We start from the raw sequence: 18,210 nt of genomic DNA on the forward strand, positions 1-18,210 counted from the left end.
GTCCACGGGTGATCCCGTGGCCCGCCCGCGTCGTCTCCGGCGGCCGACGGCCGGGCATATCCTGGGGCGATGAACTCCCTCCGTCCCCTCGGCCAGTCCGCCAAGCTCCAGAACGTTCTCTACGAGATCCGCGGGGCGGCACTGGCGGAGGCGACGCGCCTGGAGGCGGACGGCCACTCGATCCTCAAGCTCAACACCGGCAATCCCGCGATCTTCGGGTTCGAGGCCCCGTACCAGATCGTGCGCGACATGATCGAAGCGGTGCCGTACGCCCACGGCTACAGCGACAGCCGCGGCATCCTGCCCGCGCGACGCGCCATCGTCAGCCGCTATGAGGAGACGCCGGGATTCCCGCACGTCGACCCCGACGACGTCTACCTCGGCAACGGGGTGTCCGAGCTCATCACGATGACGATGCAGGCGCTCCTCGACGAGGGCGACGAGGTGCTCATCCCCGCGCCCGACTACCCGCTGTGGACGGCGATGACGAGCCTGTCCGGCGGCACGCCCGTGCACTACCTGTGCGACGAGGAGAACGGCTGGCAGCCCGACCTCGAGGACATCCGCTCGAAGATCACGCCGCGCACCAAGGCGATCGTCATCATCAACCCCAACAACCCGACGGGCGCCGTCTACAGCCGGGAGCTGCTCGAGGGGCTCACGCAGATCGCGCGCGAGCACTCGCTGCTGGTCCTGTCCGACGAGATCTACGACCGCATCCTCTTCGACGACGCCGTGCACATCCCCACGGCCACCGTCGCCCCCGACCTCCTCGTGCTCACGTTCAACGGCCTCTCGAAGACCTACCGCGTCGCGGGGTACCGGTCCGGGTGGATGGTCATCACGGGCCCCAAGAAGCATGCCAAGGGGTTCCTCGAGGGAATCCAGCTCCTCGCCTCGACGCGCCTGTGCGCCAATGTCCCCGCGCAGCATGCCGTGCTCGCCGCCCTGACCGGCGTGCAGTCGATCGACGCGCTCATCGCCCCCACGGGGCGCCTGCACGAGCAGCGCGACGTCGCGTGGCAGAAGCTCGAGGCCATCCCCGGCGTCTCGTGCGTGCAGCCCAAGGGCGCCCTCTATGCGTTCCCGCGCCTCGACCCCGAGGTGCACGAGATCCGCGACGACAAGCAGCTCATCTACGACCTGCTCGTCTCCGAGCACATCCTGCTCGTGGAGGGCACCGGCTTCAACTGGCCCACACCCGACCACCTGCGAGTCGTGACGCTGCCGGAGGCGCGCGTGCTCAGCGAGGCGATCGAACGGCTCGGCAACTTCCTCGCGTCGTACCGGCAGGCCTGATCACAGGATCCGGATGTCGGTGGCGCGCCATCGCCCGTCGAGCCCCTCGAGCCGCAGGGCGATGGCGCGCGTGCGATCGGGCATCGCGACCACAACGACGCTCTCCACGACGCCGTCTGCCGGTTCCATGGACCGCATCGTCCGCACCGCGAAGACCGGCCGGTGGGAGGGGATACGCCGTGCGCTGCGCGCCCGTCGCGACAGGTTCGCCCGGGCGACGAGGGCGAGATAGGCCTCCTCCGAGAGCCACCGCGCGAGCTGATCGGGGTCACGGGCCCCCGACAGCACCTCGAGCACGCCGCGGGTGAGCGCCTCCACGAGTGGATCCGGATCGGGGAGATCCGAGCGCGCCGTGCGCTGCGGCGCGAACAGATCGTCGACGTCGACGGCGCGCGCCGGACGCCGGCGGTGCGGTGCTTCGGCGGCATGCGGGGACATGGGGACGCCTTTCGTGAGATCGCGGGGGAGAAAGTGGGGCGAGTGAACCAGCCGCCGTCGCCGAGTCGGAACACCGCATAGAAGCCTGTGGAGAGGCCTCCTCGGGCAGTCGCCGTTTCGCCTACGCTCACGCAGATGCGCTGGGAACGATTCTTCGAGGACCTGGAAGACCAGCTCGCTGCGGAGTGGGAGGCCGAGCGGGCGGCCCTCGACTCCGAGGCGGAGCGGGTGCGCGTCGCGCGCCTCGAGTTGCGATCGCGGCTCGTCGCGCTCGCCGCCGCCCCCGCACAGGCGGTCTCCCTCGAGGTGTCGGACGGGTCGGCGATCGACGCCACGATCGACGCCGTCGGCGCCGACTGGATGGCCGTGCGCACGCGCGCGACGGGCCGCGAGGCTGCGGGGGCGATCGTCGTCCTCCCCTTGCGGGCGCTGCGATCCCTCGGCGCCGCGCACGGCGAGGTGCTGCGCAGCGCCCGGCCGACGCCGCATGAGGGACGCCTCGCACAGCGGGTCACGTTCGGCTTCGCCCTGCGCGATCTCGCACGCCGTCGCGTTCCCGTGGTCGTCGGCATCGTATCGGGGCGCTCCCTCACCGGGACGCTCGACAGGGTCGGCGCCGACCACCTCGATCTCGCGGTGCACGACGCCGGCTCGCCGCGCCGCGCGTCGGAGGTCACGGGCTACCGCGTGATCTCCTTCGAGGCGGTGTCGTGGGTGCGGGTCGATGCGAGCTCCGGGGTCGTGGAACCCTGAGCAATGCAGGTCGTGCCCGGTGCGGTCCAGGTCGTGCCCGGGTCGTCACTGCTCGCGACGGGGCGCCCAGAGCTCGGGGAAGCTGGCGGCGTTCGACTCGCGCCACAGCGCACGGCGCCGACTGTCCTCGTGCTGCTCGACGAGGTACTCCTCGACGCTCGCGCGCTCGACGCGCCAGCGCGCGGGCGCGCCGAGGCGGGCGCCCCGCAGGCGTCCGGCGGCGATGAGATCGACGACCTCGTCGGGCTCGAGGTCGAGCAGCTCGGCCACCTGCGCGGGGGAGAGGTAGCGCACGGCGGAGGCTTCGGGCATGACACGATTATGGGCCGCTGCGGCCCTGGCCTCCAGGGGCGCGGCGCGTTGTGGATAACTTTCACGGGCTGACGGCGGATCCGCCACCATGGCGGTCATGATCTCCCCGTCTCCGCGCCGCGCACCCGGTGATCCGGCGCCCCGTGCACCGCGGATGTTCTGGACCGATGCGCGGTTCTTCGTCGGCCTCGCTCTCATCGCCGTGTCCGTCGCGGGGGTGTGGTGGGTGGTCGCCGCTGCGCGCCAGACGATCCCCGTCCTCGCCGCCTCGTCGACCATCGTGCCGGGGCAGGCCGTCACCGCAGCGGACCTCGCGGTCGTCGACGTCGCGCTCGGGTCCGCAGCGGACGGCTACCTGGCTCCGCATGAGCTGGAGGAGGGCGTCGTCGCGAACCGCACGATCGCGGAGGGCGAGCTCGTGCCGAGCGCCGCCGTCTCCTCCGCCGAGCGCTCCGCCGTCACGACGGTCGTCGTGCGCAGCGCGGTCGAGGTTCCCGGCGCGGTCGAGCCGGGCACGCCCGTGGAGCTCTGGAGCGCACCGCTGCGGGAGGGCGGCGTCTACGACGACCCGCGCGTCCTCGTCGCCGACGCCGTGGTGAGCGCGGTCGCGCGCGAGGACACGGTCATGGGCGCCTCCGGTGCGTCGATCGAGCTCGTCGTGGGCCGCGACGACGTCGCGGCCGTCCTCGCGGCGGTCGCCTCGGGGGCGGCGCTGTCCGCCGTGCCGCAGGCGGCGCCGTGAACGTCGTCGTGGCGCTCCCCCCTGCGCTCGCCGCCCGGCTCGCCGCCGACTTCGAGGACGCGGGTCTCGCGGTGGTCGCGACGATCGCGCCCGACGAGACCGCCGCGGCGCTCGGCGACCCCGCGTCGCCCCTGTGGGACGCGCTCTCCCGCGCGGAGGCGATCGTCGTCCCGGCTTCTCGCGGGGTCCTGACAGCAGGTCTCATCGGCGCCTGCGACCGTCACGGCGTGCGCGTCGTCGCCCTGGCCGACCGCCCCTCCGACGTGCGCATCGCTCGCGCGTTCGGCATCGCGGAGCCCCTGCCCGCGACGGCCGACGGATGGAGGATCGCCGCAGCCGTCCGAGACGGCCGCGTCGCCGAACCGGGCGGGCGGACGACGCCGGGGGCCATCGTGGCGGTGTGGGGCCCGCACGGGGCGCCGGGACGGACGACCACGTCGATCGAGCTCGCGGTGGAGACGGCGAGGCGGCACGGTCACGTCGCGCTCGTCGATGCCGACACGCACGCTCCGTCGGTCGCGATCGCGCTCGGGCTCGCCGACGAGGGGCCGGGCTTCGCCGCCGCCTGCCGTCAGGCGGAGATCGGCGCGCTCGACGCCGCAGAGCTCACCCGGCTCAGCATCCCCGTCGGGGGCGCCGACGGGGTCGTCGACGTGCTCACGGGGCTCAATCGCGCCGGGCGCTGGCCCGAGCTGTCGGAGCGCCGGGTCTCCGCGGCCCTCGACGCGTGCCGATCATGGGCGGATCTGTCGGTCGTCGACGTCGCCGCCTCCCTCGAGGCCGACGAGGAGATCGCCAGCGACCTCGTCGACGGCCCGCGGCGCAACGCCGCCGCGCAGGCCGCGCTCCGGGAGGCGGATGTCGTCGTCGCCGTCGCGTCGGCCGATCCCGTCGGCATCGCCCGGTTCCTGAGAGGGTACGCCGAGCTGCGGGCCGTCGTGGGCACCGCTCCCGTGCACGTCGTCGTCAACCGCCTCCGATCCGGCCCGCTCGGCATCGACCCGCGCGGCCAGGTGAGACGTACGCTCGACCGCTTCGCCGGTATCGCGGACGTGCACTTCCTGCCTGACGACGGGCGCGCGGCCGACGCGGCCATGCTGCAGGCGAGGCCCGTGGGCGAGATCGCGCCGCGCTCGGCCCTGTCGCAGGCCGTCCGGCGCGTGGCGGCGCGCGTGGCCGAGACGGCGCTGCCGGTCGCGGGGCGCGCGCCCGCATAGACTCGTCGCGTGTCGACCCTCAGCGATCTCGTCTCCGCCCAGGGCCGTTCGAGCGAATCCGACATCGAATGGCTGCACCGCCTCGCCGGGGACGGCCAGCTCCTCGCCGACCTCGCGTCCGCCGACATCGTCGTCTGGGTGCCCACGGCCGACGACTCCTTCGTCGCCGTCGCGCACACGCGGCCCGGTGGTGCGGCGACGCTGTTCTACCGCGACATCGTCGGAGGCCGCGTGCGTCCGCAATGGCAGGCGCAGGTGCGCGACGCGTTCCAGAGCGTGCGCATCGTCGACTCGTCCTCGCCAGAGTGGTTCGAGGAGACGCCGACGCGCGTGCGGGCCGTGCCCATCGCCATCCACGAGGACGGCGGCCTGCACGCCATCGGCGTGCTGACACGCCACACCAACCTCGGCGACGTGAGGACGCCGTCGCGCCAGCAGATCACGTTCAACGACTGCGCCGACGACCTGTTCGGCATGATCGCGACGGGCGACTTCCCGGACCTCTCCGCCCCCACCGGGCCTCGCCGCGGCGCTCCACGCGCGGCCGACGGCCTCATCCGCCTCGACGTCGACGGCATCGTGACCTTCGCGAGCCCCAACGCCCTCTCCGCGTTCAACCGCATCGGCTTCGCCGACGAGCTCGAGGGGGAGTCCCTCACGGAGGTGACCGCCCAGATCCTCCCCGCCTCGTGGGACACCGACGAGCGGCTCCCGATCCTCACGTCCGGCCGGCAGCCGTGGCGGAGCGACGTCGAGGCGCGCGGCGTGACGGTGTCCCTGCGCGCCATCCCGCTCAAGGACCACGGGCACCGCACGGGCGCCATCGTGCTGTGCCGCGACGTCAGCGAGCTGCGCAGCCAGGAGCAGGAGCTCATCACCAAGGACGCGACGATCCGGGAGATCCACCACCGCGTCAAGAACAACCTGCAGACCGTCGCCTCGCTGCTGCGCATCCAGGCGCGTCGCACGTCGTCCGACGAGGCGCGGGAATCGCTGCTCCAGGCGATGCAGCGCGTAGCCGCCATCGCCGTCGTGCACGACACGCTGTCGGAGGGTCTCGCCCAGAACGTCGACTTCGACGAGGTGTTCGCCCGGGTGCTCCGCCTCGTCGCCGAGGTCGCCGCGGCGCAGAACACCGTCGCGCACACGCGCACCACGGGGAAGTTCGGGACGTTGCCGAGCGCGTATGCGACGCCGCTCGCGCTCGCGCTCACAGAGATCGTCACGAACGCTGTCGAGCACGGTCTCGCCGGACGCGAGGGAGACGTCGAGATCGTCGCGGAGCGCGACGACGACGTGCTGGAGGTGCGCGTGCGCGACACCGGCAGCGGCCTCCCCGACGGGCAGGTGGGGCGCGGCCTCGGCACGCAGATCGTGCGGACCCTCATCCAGGGCGAGCTGTCGGGAACGATCGACTGGTCGACCATCGACGAGCCGGAGACGCCGTTCCACGGCGGCACGCAGGTGACCATCTCCGTCCCGCTGCGCTGGCTGCGCGGCTGACACCGGCGGCAGACGCGAAGAAGCCCCGCCGAGGCGGGGCTTCTTCGCAGGGAGCGGCGCCTCGTCAGCTGGCGCGGCGGGCGCGCGCGGCGCGGCGCTTCAGCGCGCGGCGCTCGTCTTCGCTCAGACCGCCCCACACGCCCGAGTCCTGACCGGTCTCGAGGGCGTACTGGAGGCAGACCTCCGTGACCGTGCAGCGCGCGCACACCGACTTCGCCTTCTCGATCTGGTCGATCGCCGGGCCGGTGTTCCCGACGGGGAAGAACAGCTCGGGGTCGACGGTGAGGCAGGCGGCCTTGTCGCGCCAGTCCATAGGGATGCTCCTTGCGGGGTGGGGTTTCTCAGGGAAAGCACAGCGTGGGATTGCGGGTGGATTTACGCTGGATGTGCGACGGACCCTCGGGGCCTCGCCCCACCGCGCTGTGGGAAACACACCGTTAACAATTGTCATACACGCGTCGATTTCGGGCAAGGGTTTTTTCTGGCCGTTCCCTGATCGTCGGCGGACGGTGCGTGCCGAGAACGAGGAGAGCGCATGCGTGCGGGAGTCGCCGGACGGATCGCGTCCGCCCTCGTCGGCATCGAGGCGGCGGGCGTGCTCGCCCTCGCCGGATGGCAGGTCGTCGCGCTCGGTTCGGCCGACGTGACGTCGTATCCGTCTGCGATCGCGCTTCTCGTGCTCACGCTCGTCGGCGCGGCCGCCGTCGCGGCGTTCGCGGTGGGCATCGCGCGCGACCGGTCGTGGGCGCGATCGGGGGCGATCGTCGTGCAGCTGCTCGTCGTGGCCGTCGCGATCGGCGCCGCCACGGGCGAGTTCGCCCATCCCGGGACGGCCGTCGCGCTCGCCGCTCCCGCCGTCGGGGTCTTCGTGCTCCTCCTCCTGGCGGTGCGCGACGCGGGGCGCGCTCCTCAATCCTGAGCGCCGGCGGGCCGGACGCCCCGCTCGATGAGCTCGTGCGCGAGCAGCGTGCTGCCGGCCACGGCCGCCGGCATCGTGACGATCGCCGCGAGCGGGATCATGAGGAGCAGGTGCGTCGCCACGCCGAAGCCCCACACGCGACCGCGTGACGCGCGGCGCAGTGCCCGTCGCGCCGGGCCGTCGAGGCCTCGGGCCGACAGCGCGCGCGTCGTGAGCTCGTCGGCGAGCACCCAGCCGCTCAGCGCGGCGCCGGCGACCGCCGCGAGCACGGCGCCCGCGACGGGCACGAACCCGAGCCCCACCGACACGACGGCGATCGCGAAGCCGCGCGCGATGAGAGACACGGCGTCGCCGACGGCGCGCACGAGGCCGTAGCGCGCCTCGGGCACCTCACCCGAGAGCCGCTCCTCGACCGATCGCCAGACGCGGTCGTAGAAGGGCTCTCCGACGAGCAGCGTGAGGGCCGTGAACGTCGTGACGGCCACGACGACGCCTGCTGCGAGCACGGCGGCGCCGATGAGGACGCGCACGGCACCCGCCCAGAACGCCGCCCACGTGTCGGCCCACGGCGTGAGAGCCTCGACGATCGACGGCAGGAACGCGCCCAGCGCGACGAGGCCCGCGGCCATGAGCGCCCCGACGATCGCCGCCGGGATCAGTGCGGCGGCCATCACCCGCGGGCGCACGGCCCACCATCCGAATCCGTTCAGCAGCAGGCGCGCGCCGTGGAGCAGCTCGTTCACCCCTCCATTGTCGCCGCAGCGCCGTGCCCGTCGTCGGGCTCCCACCGCAGCAGGTCGCCGGGCTGGCAGTCGAGGGCCGCGCAGAGGGCGTCGAGCGTGGAGAACCGCACGGCCTTCGCCCTGCCGTTCTTGAGCACGGCGAGGTTCGCCGGAGTGATCCCGATCCGCTCGGCGAGCACGCCCACGGGCATCTTGCGGCGCGCGAGCATGACGTCGATGTCGATGACGATCGCCATCAGATGACCTCGCCCAGCTCGTCGCGGAGCGCACGGGCCTCGTCCTCTCGCGCGATCGCCTGGCGCAGCAGGGCCTTGAGGACGACGACGAGGAGGGCCATCCCGGCGAGGACGACCGAGCCGCCGCAGATCAGCCCGACGATGCCGGGAGCGGTGCCGCCGGGGGCGAGGAGCACGGCGAGCGCGAGGAGGAGTGCCGCGGCCGCGACGACCGCGCCCGTGATGACGTCGACGTCGCGGAACGAGCGCTCCTGGAAGATCGAACCGCGCCGCACGCGCGTCAGCAGGCGCCAGACGCACACCGCGAAGACCTGCATGGTGCCGACACCGGCGACGGCGATCGCCGTGAGCGCGATCCGCGCCGCGGGCGGCGCCGCGTCGAGGTCCTGCCAGAGCAGCGGCACGAGCACGGTCTGGACGATCAGGGAACCCGCGAGGGCGAGCGCGATGACGACGCGCAGGATGGCGATGGTCGTTCGTCCCATGGCATCTCCAGATCGAGAATCGAGAATTAACTATCGATAAACGATAGATCAGCTCGAGATCCCTGTCGAGGGGTATCAGGGGAATACACCGTCGCGCTCGACGTTGTCCTTGATACACTCCGACTCAAGTTCCATTCTTGATGCGGAACGACGCAACTTTGAAGGAGAGACCGGGACATGCCCGAGAACAACTTCCCGCAGGACGGGCCGAGCTCGTTCGACGAGTTCCTCGCGCGGTATCTGCAGGGCGAGCGCGCTCGCGCGAGCCGCTCCATCGACCTCAGCCGCTTCCTCAGCGCGCGCACGCAGGAGCTGCTGCAGCGCGCCGGTCGCTTCGCCCTGGAGCGGGGGCAGCACGAGCTCGACGCGCTGCACGTTCTCCGCGTGCTCGTCGACGACCCCGCCGTGGCCGACGCCGTCGGCCGGGTCGGAGCCGACCCGGCCGGGATCGCACGCGCCGCGGAGGAGCGGCTCCCGCGCTCGGGCGAGCCCGCCGACGTCGACGCCGCGAGCGTCACGCAGGCCGTGCAGCGCGCGCTGTTCCACGCGTTCCAGGTGGCGCGGTCGTCGGGCTCCACCTATGTCGACCCCGAGCACCTCTTCTTCGCGCTCGTGCTCGCACAGGATTCCCCGTCCGGGCAGATCCTCGCGCGGGCGGGCGTGACGGCCGAGGCGCTGACGCAGGGTGCGCGCGAGGCCGTCGGCCCCCAGGGCGCCTCGGCCGCGCCGGCGGAGACCGCCGCGCAGGCAGGAGAGTCGCTTCTCGAGCGCTTCGGCACCGACCTCACCGCACGGGCGCGCCAGGGCGCCCTCGATCCCGTGATCGGCCGTGCTGACGAGATCGAGCAGACGATCGAGATCCTCTCGCGCCGGACGAAGAACAACCCCGTGCTCGTCGGCGAGGCCGGCGTCGGCAAGACCGCGATCGTCGAGGGGCTCGCCTCGGCGATCATCGCGGACGCCGTTCCCGAGCAGCTCCGCGGCACGCGCGTGATCGCCCTCGACCTGCCGGCGATGCTCGCGGGCACGCGGTACCGCGGCGACTTCGAGGAGCGCCTCACGAAGACGCTCGACGAGGTGGCCGCGCACGAGGGCGGGCTCGTCCTCTTCATCGACGAGATCCACATGCTCGTCGGTGCGGGCGGCAGCGGCGACGGCGCCATGGATGCCGGCAACATCCTCAAGCCGCGCCTCGCCCGCGGAGAGCTCCACCTCGTGGGTGCGACCACCCTCAGGGAGTACCGCGTCATCGAGAAGGACGCCGCCCTCGAGCGGCGCTTCCAGCCGGTCCGCGTGGGCGAGCCGTCCGTGGAGGACGCGTTCGCGATCCTGCAGGGGCTGCGCTCCGCGTACGAGGAGCACCACCGCGTCACGTTCACGGATGACGCCCTGCGCGCCGCCGTCGAGCTGAGCGACCGGTACCTTCCCGAGCGCGTGCTCCCCGACAAGGCCATCGACCTCGTCGACCAGGCGGGGGCGCGTCTGCGCCTGCGTCTCGGCGCGCCCGTCGACGCGCAGCAGCTCGTCGCCCGGCTCGCCGAGCTCGAAGCCGACAAGAACGCCGCCGTCTCGGCGGAGCACTACGAGGAGGCATCGCGTCTGCGCGACGAGATCGCCGCCGTGCAGGGGCGCCTCGCGGAGGCGACCGGCCGTGCAGCCGGCGGCCGCGCCGTCGTGGGGGAGCCCGAGATCGCGGACGTCGTGAGCCGCGCCACGGGGATCCCCGTCTCGCGGCTGGAGGAGACGGAGCGCGAGCGGCTCGCGGGCCTCGAGGAGGCCCTGCACGCGCGCGTGATCGGACAGCACGACGCCGTCGCCGCCGTCTCGCGCGCCGTGCGCCGCAGTCGGACGGGCATGGGCGACGCGCACCGGCCCGTCGGCTCGTTCCTCTTCCTCGGTCCCACGGGCGTGGGCAAGACCGAGCTCGCGAAGGCACTCGCCGCGAACCTCTTCGACGACGAGGGCGCGGTCATCCGCTTCGACATGAGCGAGTTCGGCGAGCGGCACACCGTGTCGCGCCTCGTCGGCGCCCCTCCGGGCTACGTCGGCTTCGACGAGGCGGGGCAGCTCACGGAGCGCGTGCGTCGCAACCCGTACTCGATCGTGCTGTTCGACGAGATCGAGAAGGCGCACCCCGACGTGTTCAACCTGCTGCTGCAGGTCCTCGACGACGGCCGGCTGACCGACGGTCAGGGGCGGACGGTCGACTTCCGCAACACCGTGATCGTCATGACGTCGAACCTCGGATCCGAGTTCCTCGCCTCGCGCGCGGGCGCCATCGGCTTCTCGGCCTCCGGGCGGGAGCTCGACGAGAAGGACATCCGCGACCGCGTCATGGGCCGGCTGCGCGAGTCGATGCGCCCCGAGTTCCTCAACCGCATCGACGAGATCGTCCTGTTCCGCCGCCTCGACGAGGCGCAGCTCGCGCGGATCGTGGGACTCCTGCTCGACGCCACCCGCACGAGGCTCGCGCGCCGCGAGGTCGCGCTGGAGGTCACCGACGCGGCGTCGGCCTGGCTCGCCGAGCACGGCTACGAGCCGGAGTTCGGCGCACGGCCGCTGCGGCGCCTCATCCAGCGCGAGGTCGACGACCGGATCTCCGACCTGTTCGTGTCGGGCGAGCTGGCCGACGGCGGCGCGGTGCGCGTCGACGCCGACGGCGACGGCATCCGGGTGACGGCGGCGGTGCCCGCGATGCAGTAGGGTGGCGGCATGACCGGGCGTTGGTATGCGTATGACGAGTCGGCTCCGGAGGGGCCGATCGCGATGTAGCGCATCCACCCCTCCCGAGCCGACAGGGCAGAGCGAAAGCTCTGCCCTGCGCCGTTTCCGGCGGGCTCTGCGAGGGTCCGCCCCGATCAGGACAGGACCCGCCATGCACACCCTCGAGGCCTCCGACCTCCACGTCACCTCGCTCACCCCGCTCCCGAGCCCTGCAGGTCTCGCGGCCGACCTCCCCGCGTCGGCCGCCCAGACGGATGTCGTCGTGCGCGCCCGCGACGACGTGCGCGCCGTCATGGCCGGGCTCGACGACCGCCTGCTCGTCGTCGTCGGGCCCTGCTCCATCCACGATCCCGACGCCGCGCTCGATTACGCGCGCCGGCTGCGGGCGGCCGCCGACCGGCACGCGGGGGAGCTGCTCGTCGTCATGCGCGCCTACTTCGAGAAGCCGCGCACGACGGTGGGCTGGAAGGGCCTCATCAACGACCCGCACCTCGACGGGAGTCACGACATCGTGGCGGGTCTGCGGATGGCCCGGCGCTTCCTCCTCGACGTGACCGCCCTCGGCCTCCCCTGCGCGACGGAGTTCCTCGAGCCGATCAGCCCGCAGTACATCGCCGATCTCGTGTCGTGGGGCGCGATCGGCGCGCGCACGACCGAGAGCCAGATCCATCGGCAGCTGGCCTCGGGCCTGTCGATGCCGATCGGCTTCAAGAACGGCACCGACGGCGGCCTCCAGGTCGCGCTCGACGCGTCGCTCGCCGCCTCCGCCCCGCAGGCGTTCCTCGGGATCGGCGAGGACGGCCGGGCGAGCCTCGTCACGACGACCGGGAACCGCGACACCACGGTCATCCTGCGAGGAGGCGCGGACGGGCCGAACGCGGACGCCGCCTCCGTCGCACGCGCGGCGGAGCGGATGTCCGCCGCGGGCCTCGCACCGCGCCTCCTCGTCGACGCGAGCCATGCGAACAGCGGCAAGGACCACGTCCGTCAGGCGGAGGTCGCGCGCGAGCTGGCCGAACAGGTGGCGCAGGGCGGCCCGATCGCGGGCGTCATGCTGGAGAGCTTCCTCGTCGGCGGCGCCCAGAGCCTCGACGTCGCGGCGGGGCCGCGCGGCCTCGTGCGCGGCCAGAGCGTCACGGACGCCTGCATGTCGTGGGAGGCGTCGGAGGAGGTGCTCGCCGCGCTGGCGGGGGCGGTCATCCGCCGTCGTGAGCACACTGCTGAAGTACGCACGGGGGCTAGCTGACGATGTGATCCCGTCTCCGTCCGTGCGCTCAGCGTTTTGACAGCGACGCGACATATTCTCGAAACCGGATGTGGATGGCCCGGGAGTTGCTGCTCCCGGGCCTCTTCCGTCTCCGCCGGCGTCACGAGCCGGACACACGGGCGGCGTAGGCTCGTACGGTGACGACGAAGATCGTGTTGGATGTCGATACCGGCATCGACGACGCCCTGGCCATCCTGACCGCGAGCCTCTCCTCCGAGATCGAGCTGCTCGGCTGCACCACGACGTGGGGCAACATCGACGTCGATCAGGCTGCGCGCAACACCGCGTACGTGCTCGACGTCGCGGGGCGCGGCGACGTGCCGGTGGCGAAGGGCGCGGCGGGGCCGTACGACGGGAGCATCGCGGAGTTCTCTCCCGAGGTGCACGGTGCCGACGGCCAGGGCGGCAAGGCCGATCTCGCCTTCGCACCCGCGCTCGCGGACGAGACGGCCGTCGAGATGCTCCTGCGCCTCAGCCGCGCGCACGAGGGCGAGCTCGAGATCGTCGCGGTGGGTCCGCTCACGAACCTCGCGCACGCGCTCGACGCCGATCCCGGGCTCGCCGGCCGCGTCCGCGCCGTGACGATCATGGGCGGCGCGTCGTTCGTCCCCGGCAACGTGACGCCCGGTGCGGAGGCGAACATCTGGCACGACCCGGAGGCGGCGCAGCGCGTCTTCGAGGCGAGCTGGCCCGTCACCGTGGTCGGCCTCGACGTCACCATGCGCTCTCGGCTCGACGAGGACGACCGCTCCCGGCTCGCGGCGGGCGGCCGCGCGGGACGCTATGCGGCCGACATCCTCGACTACTACTTCGGGTTCTACGAGGGCGTGACGGGCGAGCGGAGCTCGGCCAACCACGACGCGCTCGCCGTCGCCGTCGGCTGCGGCCTCGTGTCGACCGTGGTCGCGCCCGTCGTGCACGTCGAGGTCGACACGACGCACGGACCCAACCGCGGCAGGACCGTCGCCGATCTCCGGGGCATGTGGCGCGGATGGCCGGAGATGGCCGGGGCGCGCCACCGCGTGGTGCTCGAGGTCGAGCCGGGCTTCGAGGCGCGCATGATCGACCTCATCGCCACCGCCCCCTGAGGCGCGGTCAGATGAGGAGGTAGATCGCCCCGACGACCGTGAGCACGATGACGACGCGGTCGAAGAGGCGCTGGTCCATCCGCGCCGCGAGCCGGCGTCCGACGAGCGCTCCGACGATGACGGCGGGGACGAGCACGAGGTCGAGCATCAGCGATGACGGCGTGATGATCCCGAGTCCGACCGAGAACGGCAGCTTCGCGATGTTCACGATCGCGAAGAACCACGCCGAGGTGCCGAGGAACGCCTTCACGGGGAACTTCGCCGCGAGGAAGTACATGGACATGACGGGTCCGGCGGCGTTCGCGACCATGGTCGTGAAACCGCCCAGCGAGCCGTAGCTCCATGCCGCGACCGCGCCGGAGCCGACGGGCGCCTCGCCGCCCGTGCGCGCCTGAGCCCGCCGGCGCCACAGAGTCACGCCGACGACGAGGAGGAGCAGGACGGCGATGAGACGGCGCACCCACCCGTCGTCCGCGACCGCGAGGAACGCCCATCCGAGGGCCAGCCCGACCACGACGGCGGGCGCCATCCGCACGATGACCCGCCAGTCGGCGTGCCGCCGGTAGGAGAGGAGCGCGAACATGTCGCCGACGATGAGCAGGAGCAGCAGCGTGCCGGTGGACTCCTTGGCCGGCAGGACGGCCGCGAAGAGCGCGACGGCGAGGGTGCCGCCCCCGGGCACCGCCGTCTTCGACAGCCCGACGACGAGGGCGCCGAGAGCGAGGACGGTCCAGACGAGCGGTGTCAGCTCGGCGATCACGCCTTCAGCCTGACGAGGCGCTCGTGACCGGTCTCCTCCAGCTCGGCGAGGTCGTCGCGCGACTTCAGGAAGTCGGAGAACGAGCGGTATCCCAGTGCCTTCTCGCTGAACGAGGGGTCCATGCGCCGGATGTGCTGCTTGACGGCCGAGCTGTGCAGCCATCCGGCGTCGTCGCCCTTGCCGACCCGCAGCGCGCGCTCGAGAAGGCGGCTCGCGGCCGCGTGCAGATCCTCGGGCGGCGTCTCGTCGAAGGCGAGGAACGTCTCCGCCTCCTCCTGCTTGGGCTTGGAGGCGCGGCGCGTGCGCGGCTTGGTCCGGGGCTCCTCCGCCTTCGCGTCGTCCGTCGGCTTGGCTTCGTCCGTCGTGGTGCCGTCGGAGGTCTTCTCCTCCGCCTTGGCCTTGGCGGGCTTCGGAGGGACGACGACCCCGGGGAGCGAGTCGTACGGCTCGAACTCGTCGCACGCGGCGGCGAGCGACTTCGCCGTCGAGCCGGCGACCCCCACGCCGACGACGTAGCGTCCCAGGCGACGGCATCGCTGGGCGAGGGGCACGTAGTCGCTGTCGCCCGCGACCACGACGACGTGCGTGAGGTCGGGCAGCCGGAACATGTCCTCGACGGCGTCGACGGCGAGGCGGATGTCCGCGCCGTTCTTCGCGTAGGCGGCGGCGGGGAAGAGCTGGACGAGGTCGACGGCGCGGGCGACGAGCTGCTGGCGGTACACCGCGTTGACGGGGCTGGACCAGTCGGCGTATGCGCGCGTGAGCACGAGCGTCCCGTACGACGACGAGTAGTCGAGGATCGCCCCGACGTCGACGGTGGCGCGGGCGAGGCGCTCGGCGATCTCGGGGTCCTGCGGGTTCTCGGCGATGCGGGCGCGATCGCGGCTGTAGGAGTTGCGGCCGTGAACCCGGTCGTACCACGACATCACGATGTTGTCGAAGTCGAGGTAGACGGCGACGCGGCCGTCCTCATGGCTCTCGGGCACGGCTGCTCCTGGAGATGGGGGACGGGGGCGCTTACGAGCGTAGCCGTGTCGGGTGCCGCGGCAGCGGTGCGCGCCGGTGCCCGGTCGGATGGGCAGGGCGGGGTTGTCGTCGGCGCGCAGGGGACGGTAGCGTCGAAACCCCGCGGAAAGCGTTTTCTCTCTCTGTGAAACGTTTTGCACCGCATCGACGACGATGAGGAGTCCCGACATGATCCGACCATCCGCCCGTCAGGGGTGGGCCGCGCGCGCCGGAGTCGGCGCGCTCGCCGCGACCCTGGCGGCGACGCTGCCCGGCATCGTCGCGCACGCCGAGGTCGCCTCCGCACCTCCCGCGGCGTCGCCGGCCGCGCCTCAGCTCGAGCACCTCGATCGCGGGCTCGTCGCGGCGCAGACCGACGACGGCGTGTACCTCAGCTGGCGTCTGCTCGCCGAGGAGACCACGGGCGCAGGCGAGGACGGGATGGAAAGTCCCGACTTCGCGGTGTACCGCGACGACGTCCGCATCGCGACGGTCTCCGGCAGCACGAACCTCCTGGATGTGGACGGCGTCTCCGGCGCCTCCTACCGTGTCGTCCCCGTCGTGAACGGCGTCGAGCTGGCGAGCAGCGACGCCGTGGAGCCCTGGAACGGCGCCTCCGCGTCGCTCCCGCTGCAGAAGCCTGCGGACGGCGTGACGCCCGCGGGGGAGGCCTACACGTACTCGGCCAACGACATGTCGGTGGGCGACATGGACGGCGACGGCGACCTGGAGTACGTCGTGAAGTGGTACCCGTCCAACGCGAAGGACGTCTCGCAGGTGGGCTACACGGGCAACACGTACCTCGACACGTACGAAGCCGACGGCACGCTCCTGCACCGCATCGACCTGGGCGTGAACATCCGCTCCGGCGCGCACTACACGCAGTTCATGGTGTACGACTTCGACGGCGACGGCCGTGCGGAGATCATGACGAAGACGGCGCCGGGGACGAGCGTGACGGCGGACGGTGAAACCGACTACGTGACGATCGCGGACGACGACGCGGCAGCCGGCGTCACCGACCACGACGACTACCGCATGTCGGCCGACGACTACCGGCTCCACCTCGTCGAGGTCTTCCGGGGGTGGTCGTCGCGCGAAGAGGTCGTGTCCGGCCAGTGGCCGGCGACGCTCGAGGAGGCCTTCGGCATCTCGCCGCAGTACGACTACCCGCTCTCGGAGACGGACGCCGCGGCGCTCGTCGACCACTTCATCGACGTGTACGCGCCGAGCCGCTCGGCCCGCAACCAGCTGCGGAGCTTCGAGGGCTTCGTGCTCACCGGTCCGGAGTACCTCACGGTCTTCGACGGCGAGACGGGAGCCGAGCTCGAGACGGTCGACTACAAGCCGGGCCGCGACGACGACGGCCTGCTGTGGGGCGACTACGCCATGGCGCGCATCGAGCCGGGCAACCGCAACGACCGCTTCCTGGCGGGCGTGGCGTACCTCGACGGCGCGCATCCCTCCGCCGTCTTCGCGCGCGGCTACTACACGCGCTCGACCCTCGTCGCCTACGACTGGGACGGCGAGCATCTCGCCGAGCGCTGGTTCGTCGACAGCGGGCACGCTCCCATGGACAACCCGTTCAACGACTCGCCGCACGGCGTCGACGGCACCGACCCCGAGTTCGGCACGCTCACCACCCAGGGCTTCCACTCGCTCTCGGCGGCGGACGTCGACGGCGACGGCCGTCAGGAGGTCGTCTACGGCTCGGCGACCATCGACGACGACGGCTCGCTGCTGTACAGCTCGTTCGCCGAGATGCCGGAGGGGAGCGCGGCCCCCGGGACGTCTGCGCGCCTGGGCCACGGCGACGCCATGCACGTCACCGACATCCTGCCCGATCGCGAGGGCCTCGAGATCTTCACGGTCCACGAGGGTGGTGCCTGGGCGCCCTACGGATGGGCGCTCCGCGATGCCGCGACGGGAGAGGTGCTCGCGGGGGAGTACTCCGGCAAGGACACCGGCCGCGGGATGGTCGGCGACATCGACCCGGACGCGCCCGGACTCGAGTACTGGGCCTCGATGCCTCCCGGTACCGCAGGCTCCATCGAGGGGCTCGGCACGAACCAGTCGATCCGGTGGGCCGCCGACGGCACGACGCAGATCGTGCAGGGCTCCGGCGACGAGGAGGTCTCGATCGTCGACGGAGCGGGCGCCGTGCTGCTGCAGGCGGACGGATCGCGCTCGAACAACGGCACGAAGGGCAACCCCTCGCTCGTCGCGGACGTGTTCGGCGACTGGCGCGAGGAGCTGCTCGTGCGATCGGCCGACAGCACCGAGATCCGCATCCACCTGTCCACCGAGGTGACCGACCGCGCGCTCACGACCCTGCTGCACGATCCGCAGTATCGAGCGGAGGTGGCGCGGCAGAACACGACGTACAACCAGCCGAGCTACACGAGCTACCTGCTCGCGTCCGACTCCGACTTCGCCGACGTCCCCGTCTACACGACCTCCGTCTCCGCTCCCGCGCCGACGGTCGTCGACAAGCCGGGCAAGGGGTCGGACGGCTACGTCGTGCCGGATGCCGACGGCGTCGACTACTACGTCGACGGCGAGCTCGTCGCGCCGGGGTTCCACCGGGCCAAGGACGGCGTCGGCATCACCGCGGTCCCGCGGGCGTGGTACGCGCTCACGGGCGACACGTCGTGGAAGCTCACGCTGCGCACCGGCCGCTGAGGAGGCCGGTCGGCGGCCGCCGGGGACGGCCCCGGCG

The 18,210-nt window shown here is 72.3% G+C and carries 18 protein-coding genes; 10 read left to right on the top strand and 8 right to left on the bottom strand.

Annotated features, from left to right (window positions below):
* The first annotated feature begins 69 nt into the window (after positions 1-69).
* The gene (locus ACWGPF_RS16395; protein WP_452333803.1) at positions 70-1,299 is read left to right on the top strand and encodes a pyridoxal phosphate-dependent aminotransferase; all 1,230 of its coding nucleotides are present in this window, start codon (positions 70-72) and stop codon (positions 1,297-1,299) included.
* Here the strand turns inward: ACWGPF_RS16395 and ACWGPF_RS16400 are convergent, their stop codons facing one another.
* The gene (locus ACWGPF_RS16400; protein ID WP_452333804.1) at positions 1,300-1,737 is read right to left on the bottom strand and encodes an Rv3235 family protein; all 438 of its coding nucleotides are present in this window, start codon (positions 1,735-1,737) and stop codon (positions 1,300-1,302) included.
* Between the two features lie 135 nt (positions 1,738-1,872).
* Between ACWGPF_RS16400 and ACWGPF_RS16405 the strand changes: the two genes are divergently transcribed.
* On the top strand, positions 1,873-2,490 hold the full coding sequence (locus ACWGPF_RS16405) for a hypothetical protein (protein ID WP_452333805.1): 618 nt from the start codon (positions 1,873-1,875) through the stop codon (positions 2,488-2,490).
* A 45-nt stretch (positions 2,491-2,535) separates the two neighbouring features.
* Here the strand turns inward: ACWGPF_RS16405 and ACWGPF_RS16410 are convergent, their stop codons facing one another.
* The gene (locus ACWGPF_RS16410; protein WP_452333806.1) at positions 2,536-2,802 is read right to left on the bottom strand and encodes a helix-turn-helix domain-containing protein; all 267 of its coding nucleotides are present in this window, start codon (positions 2,800-2,802) and stop codon (positions 2,536-2,538) included.
* Between the two features lie 97 nt (positions 2,803-2,899).
* Here ACWGPF_RS16410 and ACWGPF_RS16415 point away from each other — a divergent pair, with 97 nt between their 5' ends.
* Genes ACWGPF_RS16415 through ACWGPF_RS16425 form a run of 3 tightly spaced genes read left to right on the top strand, consistent with a single transcriptional unit; the run spans position 2,900 to position 6,264 of the window.
* Positions 2,900-3,544, top strand: coding sequence for an SAF domain-containing protein (locus ACWGPF_RS16415; protein WP_452333807.1), 645 nt, complete (start codon positions 2,900-2,902; stop codon positions 3,542-3,544).
* Complete coding sequence (locus tag ACWGPF_RS16420) at positions 3,541-4,761, top strand: AAA family ATPase (RefSeq protein ID WP_452333808.1); 1,221 nt, start codon at positions 3,541-3,543, stop codon at positions 4,759-4,761. The genes ACWGPF_RS16415 and ACWGPF_RS16420 overlap by 4 nt, the downstream gene beginning before the upstream one ends.
* Before the next feature lie 9 nt (positions 4,762-4,770).
* Entirely contained in the window at positions 4,771-6,264 is a 1,494-nt protein-coding gene (locus ACWGPF_RS16425; protein ID WP_452333809.1) for a sensor histidine kinase, read from the top strand.
* A 64-nt stretch (positions 6,265-6,328) separates the two neighbouring features.
* Here the strand turns inward: ACWGPF_RS16425 and ACWGPF_RS16430 are convergent, their stop codons facing one another.
* Positions 6,329-6,577, bottom strand: a complete 249-nt coding sequence (locus ACWGPF_RS16430) for a WhiB family transcriptional regulator (RefSeq protein ID WP_067025888.1) — start codon at positions 6,575-6,577, stop codon at positions 6,329-6,331.
* A gap of 222 nt (positions 6,578-6,799) precedes the next feature.
* On the opposite strand from ACWGPF_RS16430, the gene ACWGPF_RS16435 reads away from it, so the two are divergent.
* Positions 6,800-7,183 (top strand): histidine kinase, encoded by a 384-nt coding sequence (locus ACWGPF_RS16435; protein WP_452333810.1) that lies wholly within the window; start codon positions 6,800-6,802, stop codon positions 7,181-7,183.
* Here ACWGPF_RS16435 and ACWGPF_RS16440 read toward each other — a convergent pair.
* The 3 genes from ACWGPF_RS16440 to ACWGPF_RS16450 are packed head-to-tail and all read right to left on the bottom strand — an operon-like array spanning position 7,174 to position 8,647.
* On the bottom strand, positions 7,174-7,926 hold the full coding sequence (locus ACWGPF_RS16440) for an EI24 domain-containing protein (protein ID WP_452333811.1): 753 nt from the start codon (positions 7,924-7,926) through the stop codon (positions 7,174-7,176). The two genes, ACWGPF_RS16435 and ACWGPF_RS16440, sit on opposite strands and share 10 nt — an antisense overlap.
* Positions 7,923-8,162: a helix-turn-helix domain-containing protein gene (locus ACWGPF_RS16445; RefSeq protein ID WP_452333812.1), complete on the bottom strand. Its 240-nt coding sequence runs from the start codon at positions 8,160-8,162 to the stop codon at positions 7,923-7,925. The genes ACWGPF_RS16440 and ACWGPF_RS16445 overlap by 4 nt, the downstream gene beginning before the upstream one ends.
* Positions 8,162-8,647, bottom strand: coding sequence for a DUF2975 domain-containing protein (locus ACWGPF_RS16450; RefSeq protein WP_452333813.1), 486 nt, complete (start codon positions 8,645-8,647; stop codon positions 8,162-8,164). The genes ACWGPF_RS16445 and ACWGPF_RS16450 overlap by 1 nt, the downstream gene beginning before the upstream one ends.
* A 177-nt stretch (positions 8,648-8,824) precedes the next feature.
* Here ACWGPF_RS16450 and ACWGPF_RS16455 point away from each other — a divergent pair, with 177 nt between their 5' ends.
* The 3 genes from ACWGPF_RS16455 (at position 8,825) to ACWGPF_RS16465 (ending at position 13,726) form a co-directional block, all read left to right on the top strand.
* Positions 8,825-11,350: an ATP-dependent Clp protease ATP-binding subunit gene (locus ACWGPF_RS16455; protein ID WP_452333814.1), complete on the top strand. Its 2,526-nt coding sequence runs from the start codon at positions 8,825-8,827 to the stop codon at positions 11,348-11,350.
* 172 nt (positions 11,351-11,522) lie between these two features.
* Positions 11,523-12,617, top strand: coding sequence for a 3-deoxy-7-phosphoheptulonate synthase (locus ACWGPF_RS16460; protein WP_452333815.1), 1,095 nt, complete (start codon positions 11,523-11,525; stop codon positions 12,615-12,617).
* Between the two features lie 158 nt (positions 12,618-12,775).
* Complete coding sequence (locus ACWGPF_RS16465; protein ID WP_452333816.1) at positions 12,776-13,726, top strand: nucleoside hydrolase; 951 nt, start codon at positions 12,776-12,778, stop codon at positions 13,724-13,726.
* A gap of 7 nt (positions 13,727-13,733) precedes the next feature.
* On the opposite strand, the gene ACWGPF_RS16470 is transcribed toward ACWGPF_RS16465, so the two are convergent.
* The gene (locus tag ACWGPF_RS16470; RefSeq protein ID WP_452333818.1) at positions 13,734-14,483 is read right to left on the bottom strand and encodes a sulfite exporter TauE/SafE family protein; all 750 of its coding nucleotides are present in this window, start codon (positions 14,481-14,483) and stop codon (positions 13,734-13,736) included.
* Positions 14,483-15,412, bottom strand: coding sequence for an NYN domain-containing protein (locus ACWGPF_RS16475; RefSeq protein WP_452333819.1), 930 nt, complete (start codon positions 15,410-15,412; stop codon positions 14,483-14,485). The genes ACWGPF_RS16470 and ACWGPF_RS16475 overlap by 1 nt, the downstream gene beginning before the upstream one ends.
* A 268-nt stretch (positions 15,413-15,680) precedes the next feature.
* On the opposite strand from ACWGPF_RS16475, the gene ACWGPF_RS16480 reads away from it, so the two are divergent.
* Positions 15,681-18,173: a rhamnogalacturonan lyase gene (locus tag ACWGPF_RS16480; protein WP_452333817.1), complete on the top strand. Its 2,493-nt coding sequence runs from the start codon at positions 15,681-15,683 to the stop codon at positions 18,171-18,173.
* Positions 18,174-18,210: the final 37 nt, after the last annotated feature.

The sequence above is a fragment of the Microbacterium sp. NPDC055683 genome, from assembly GCF_053617895.1.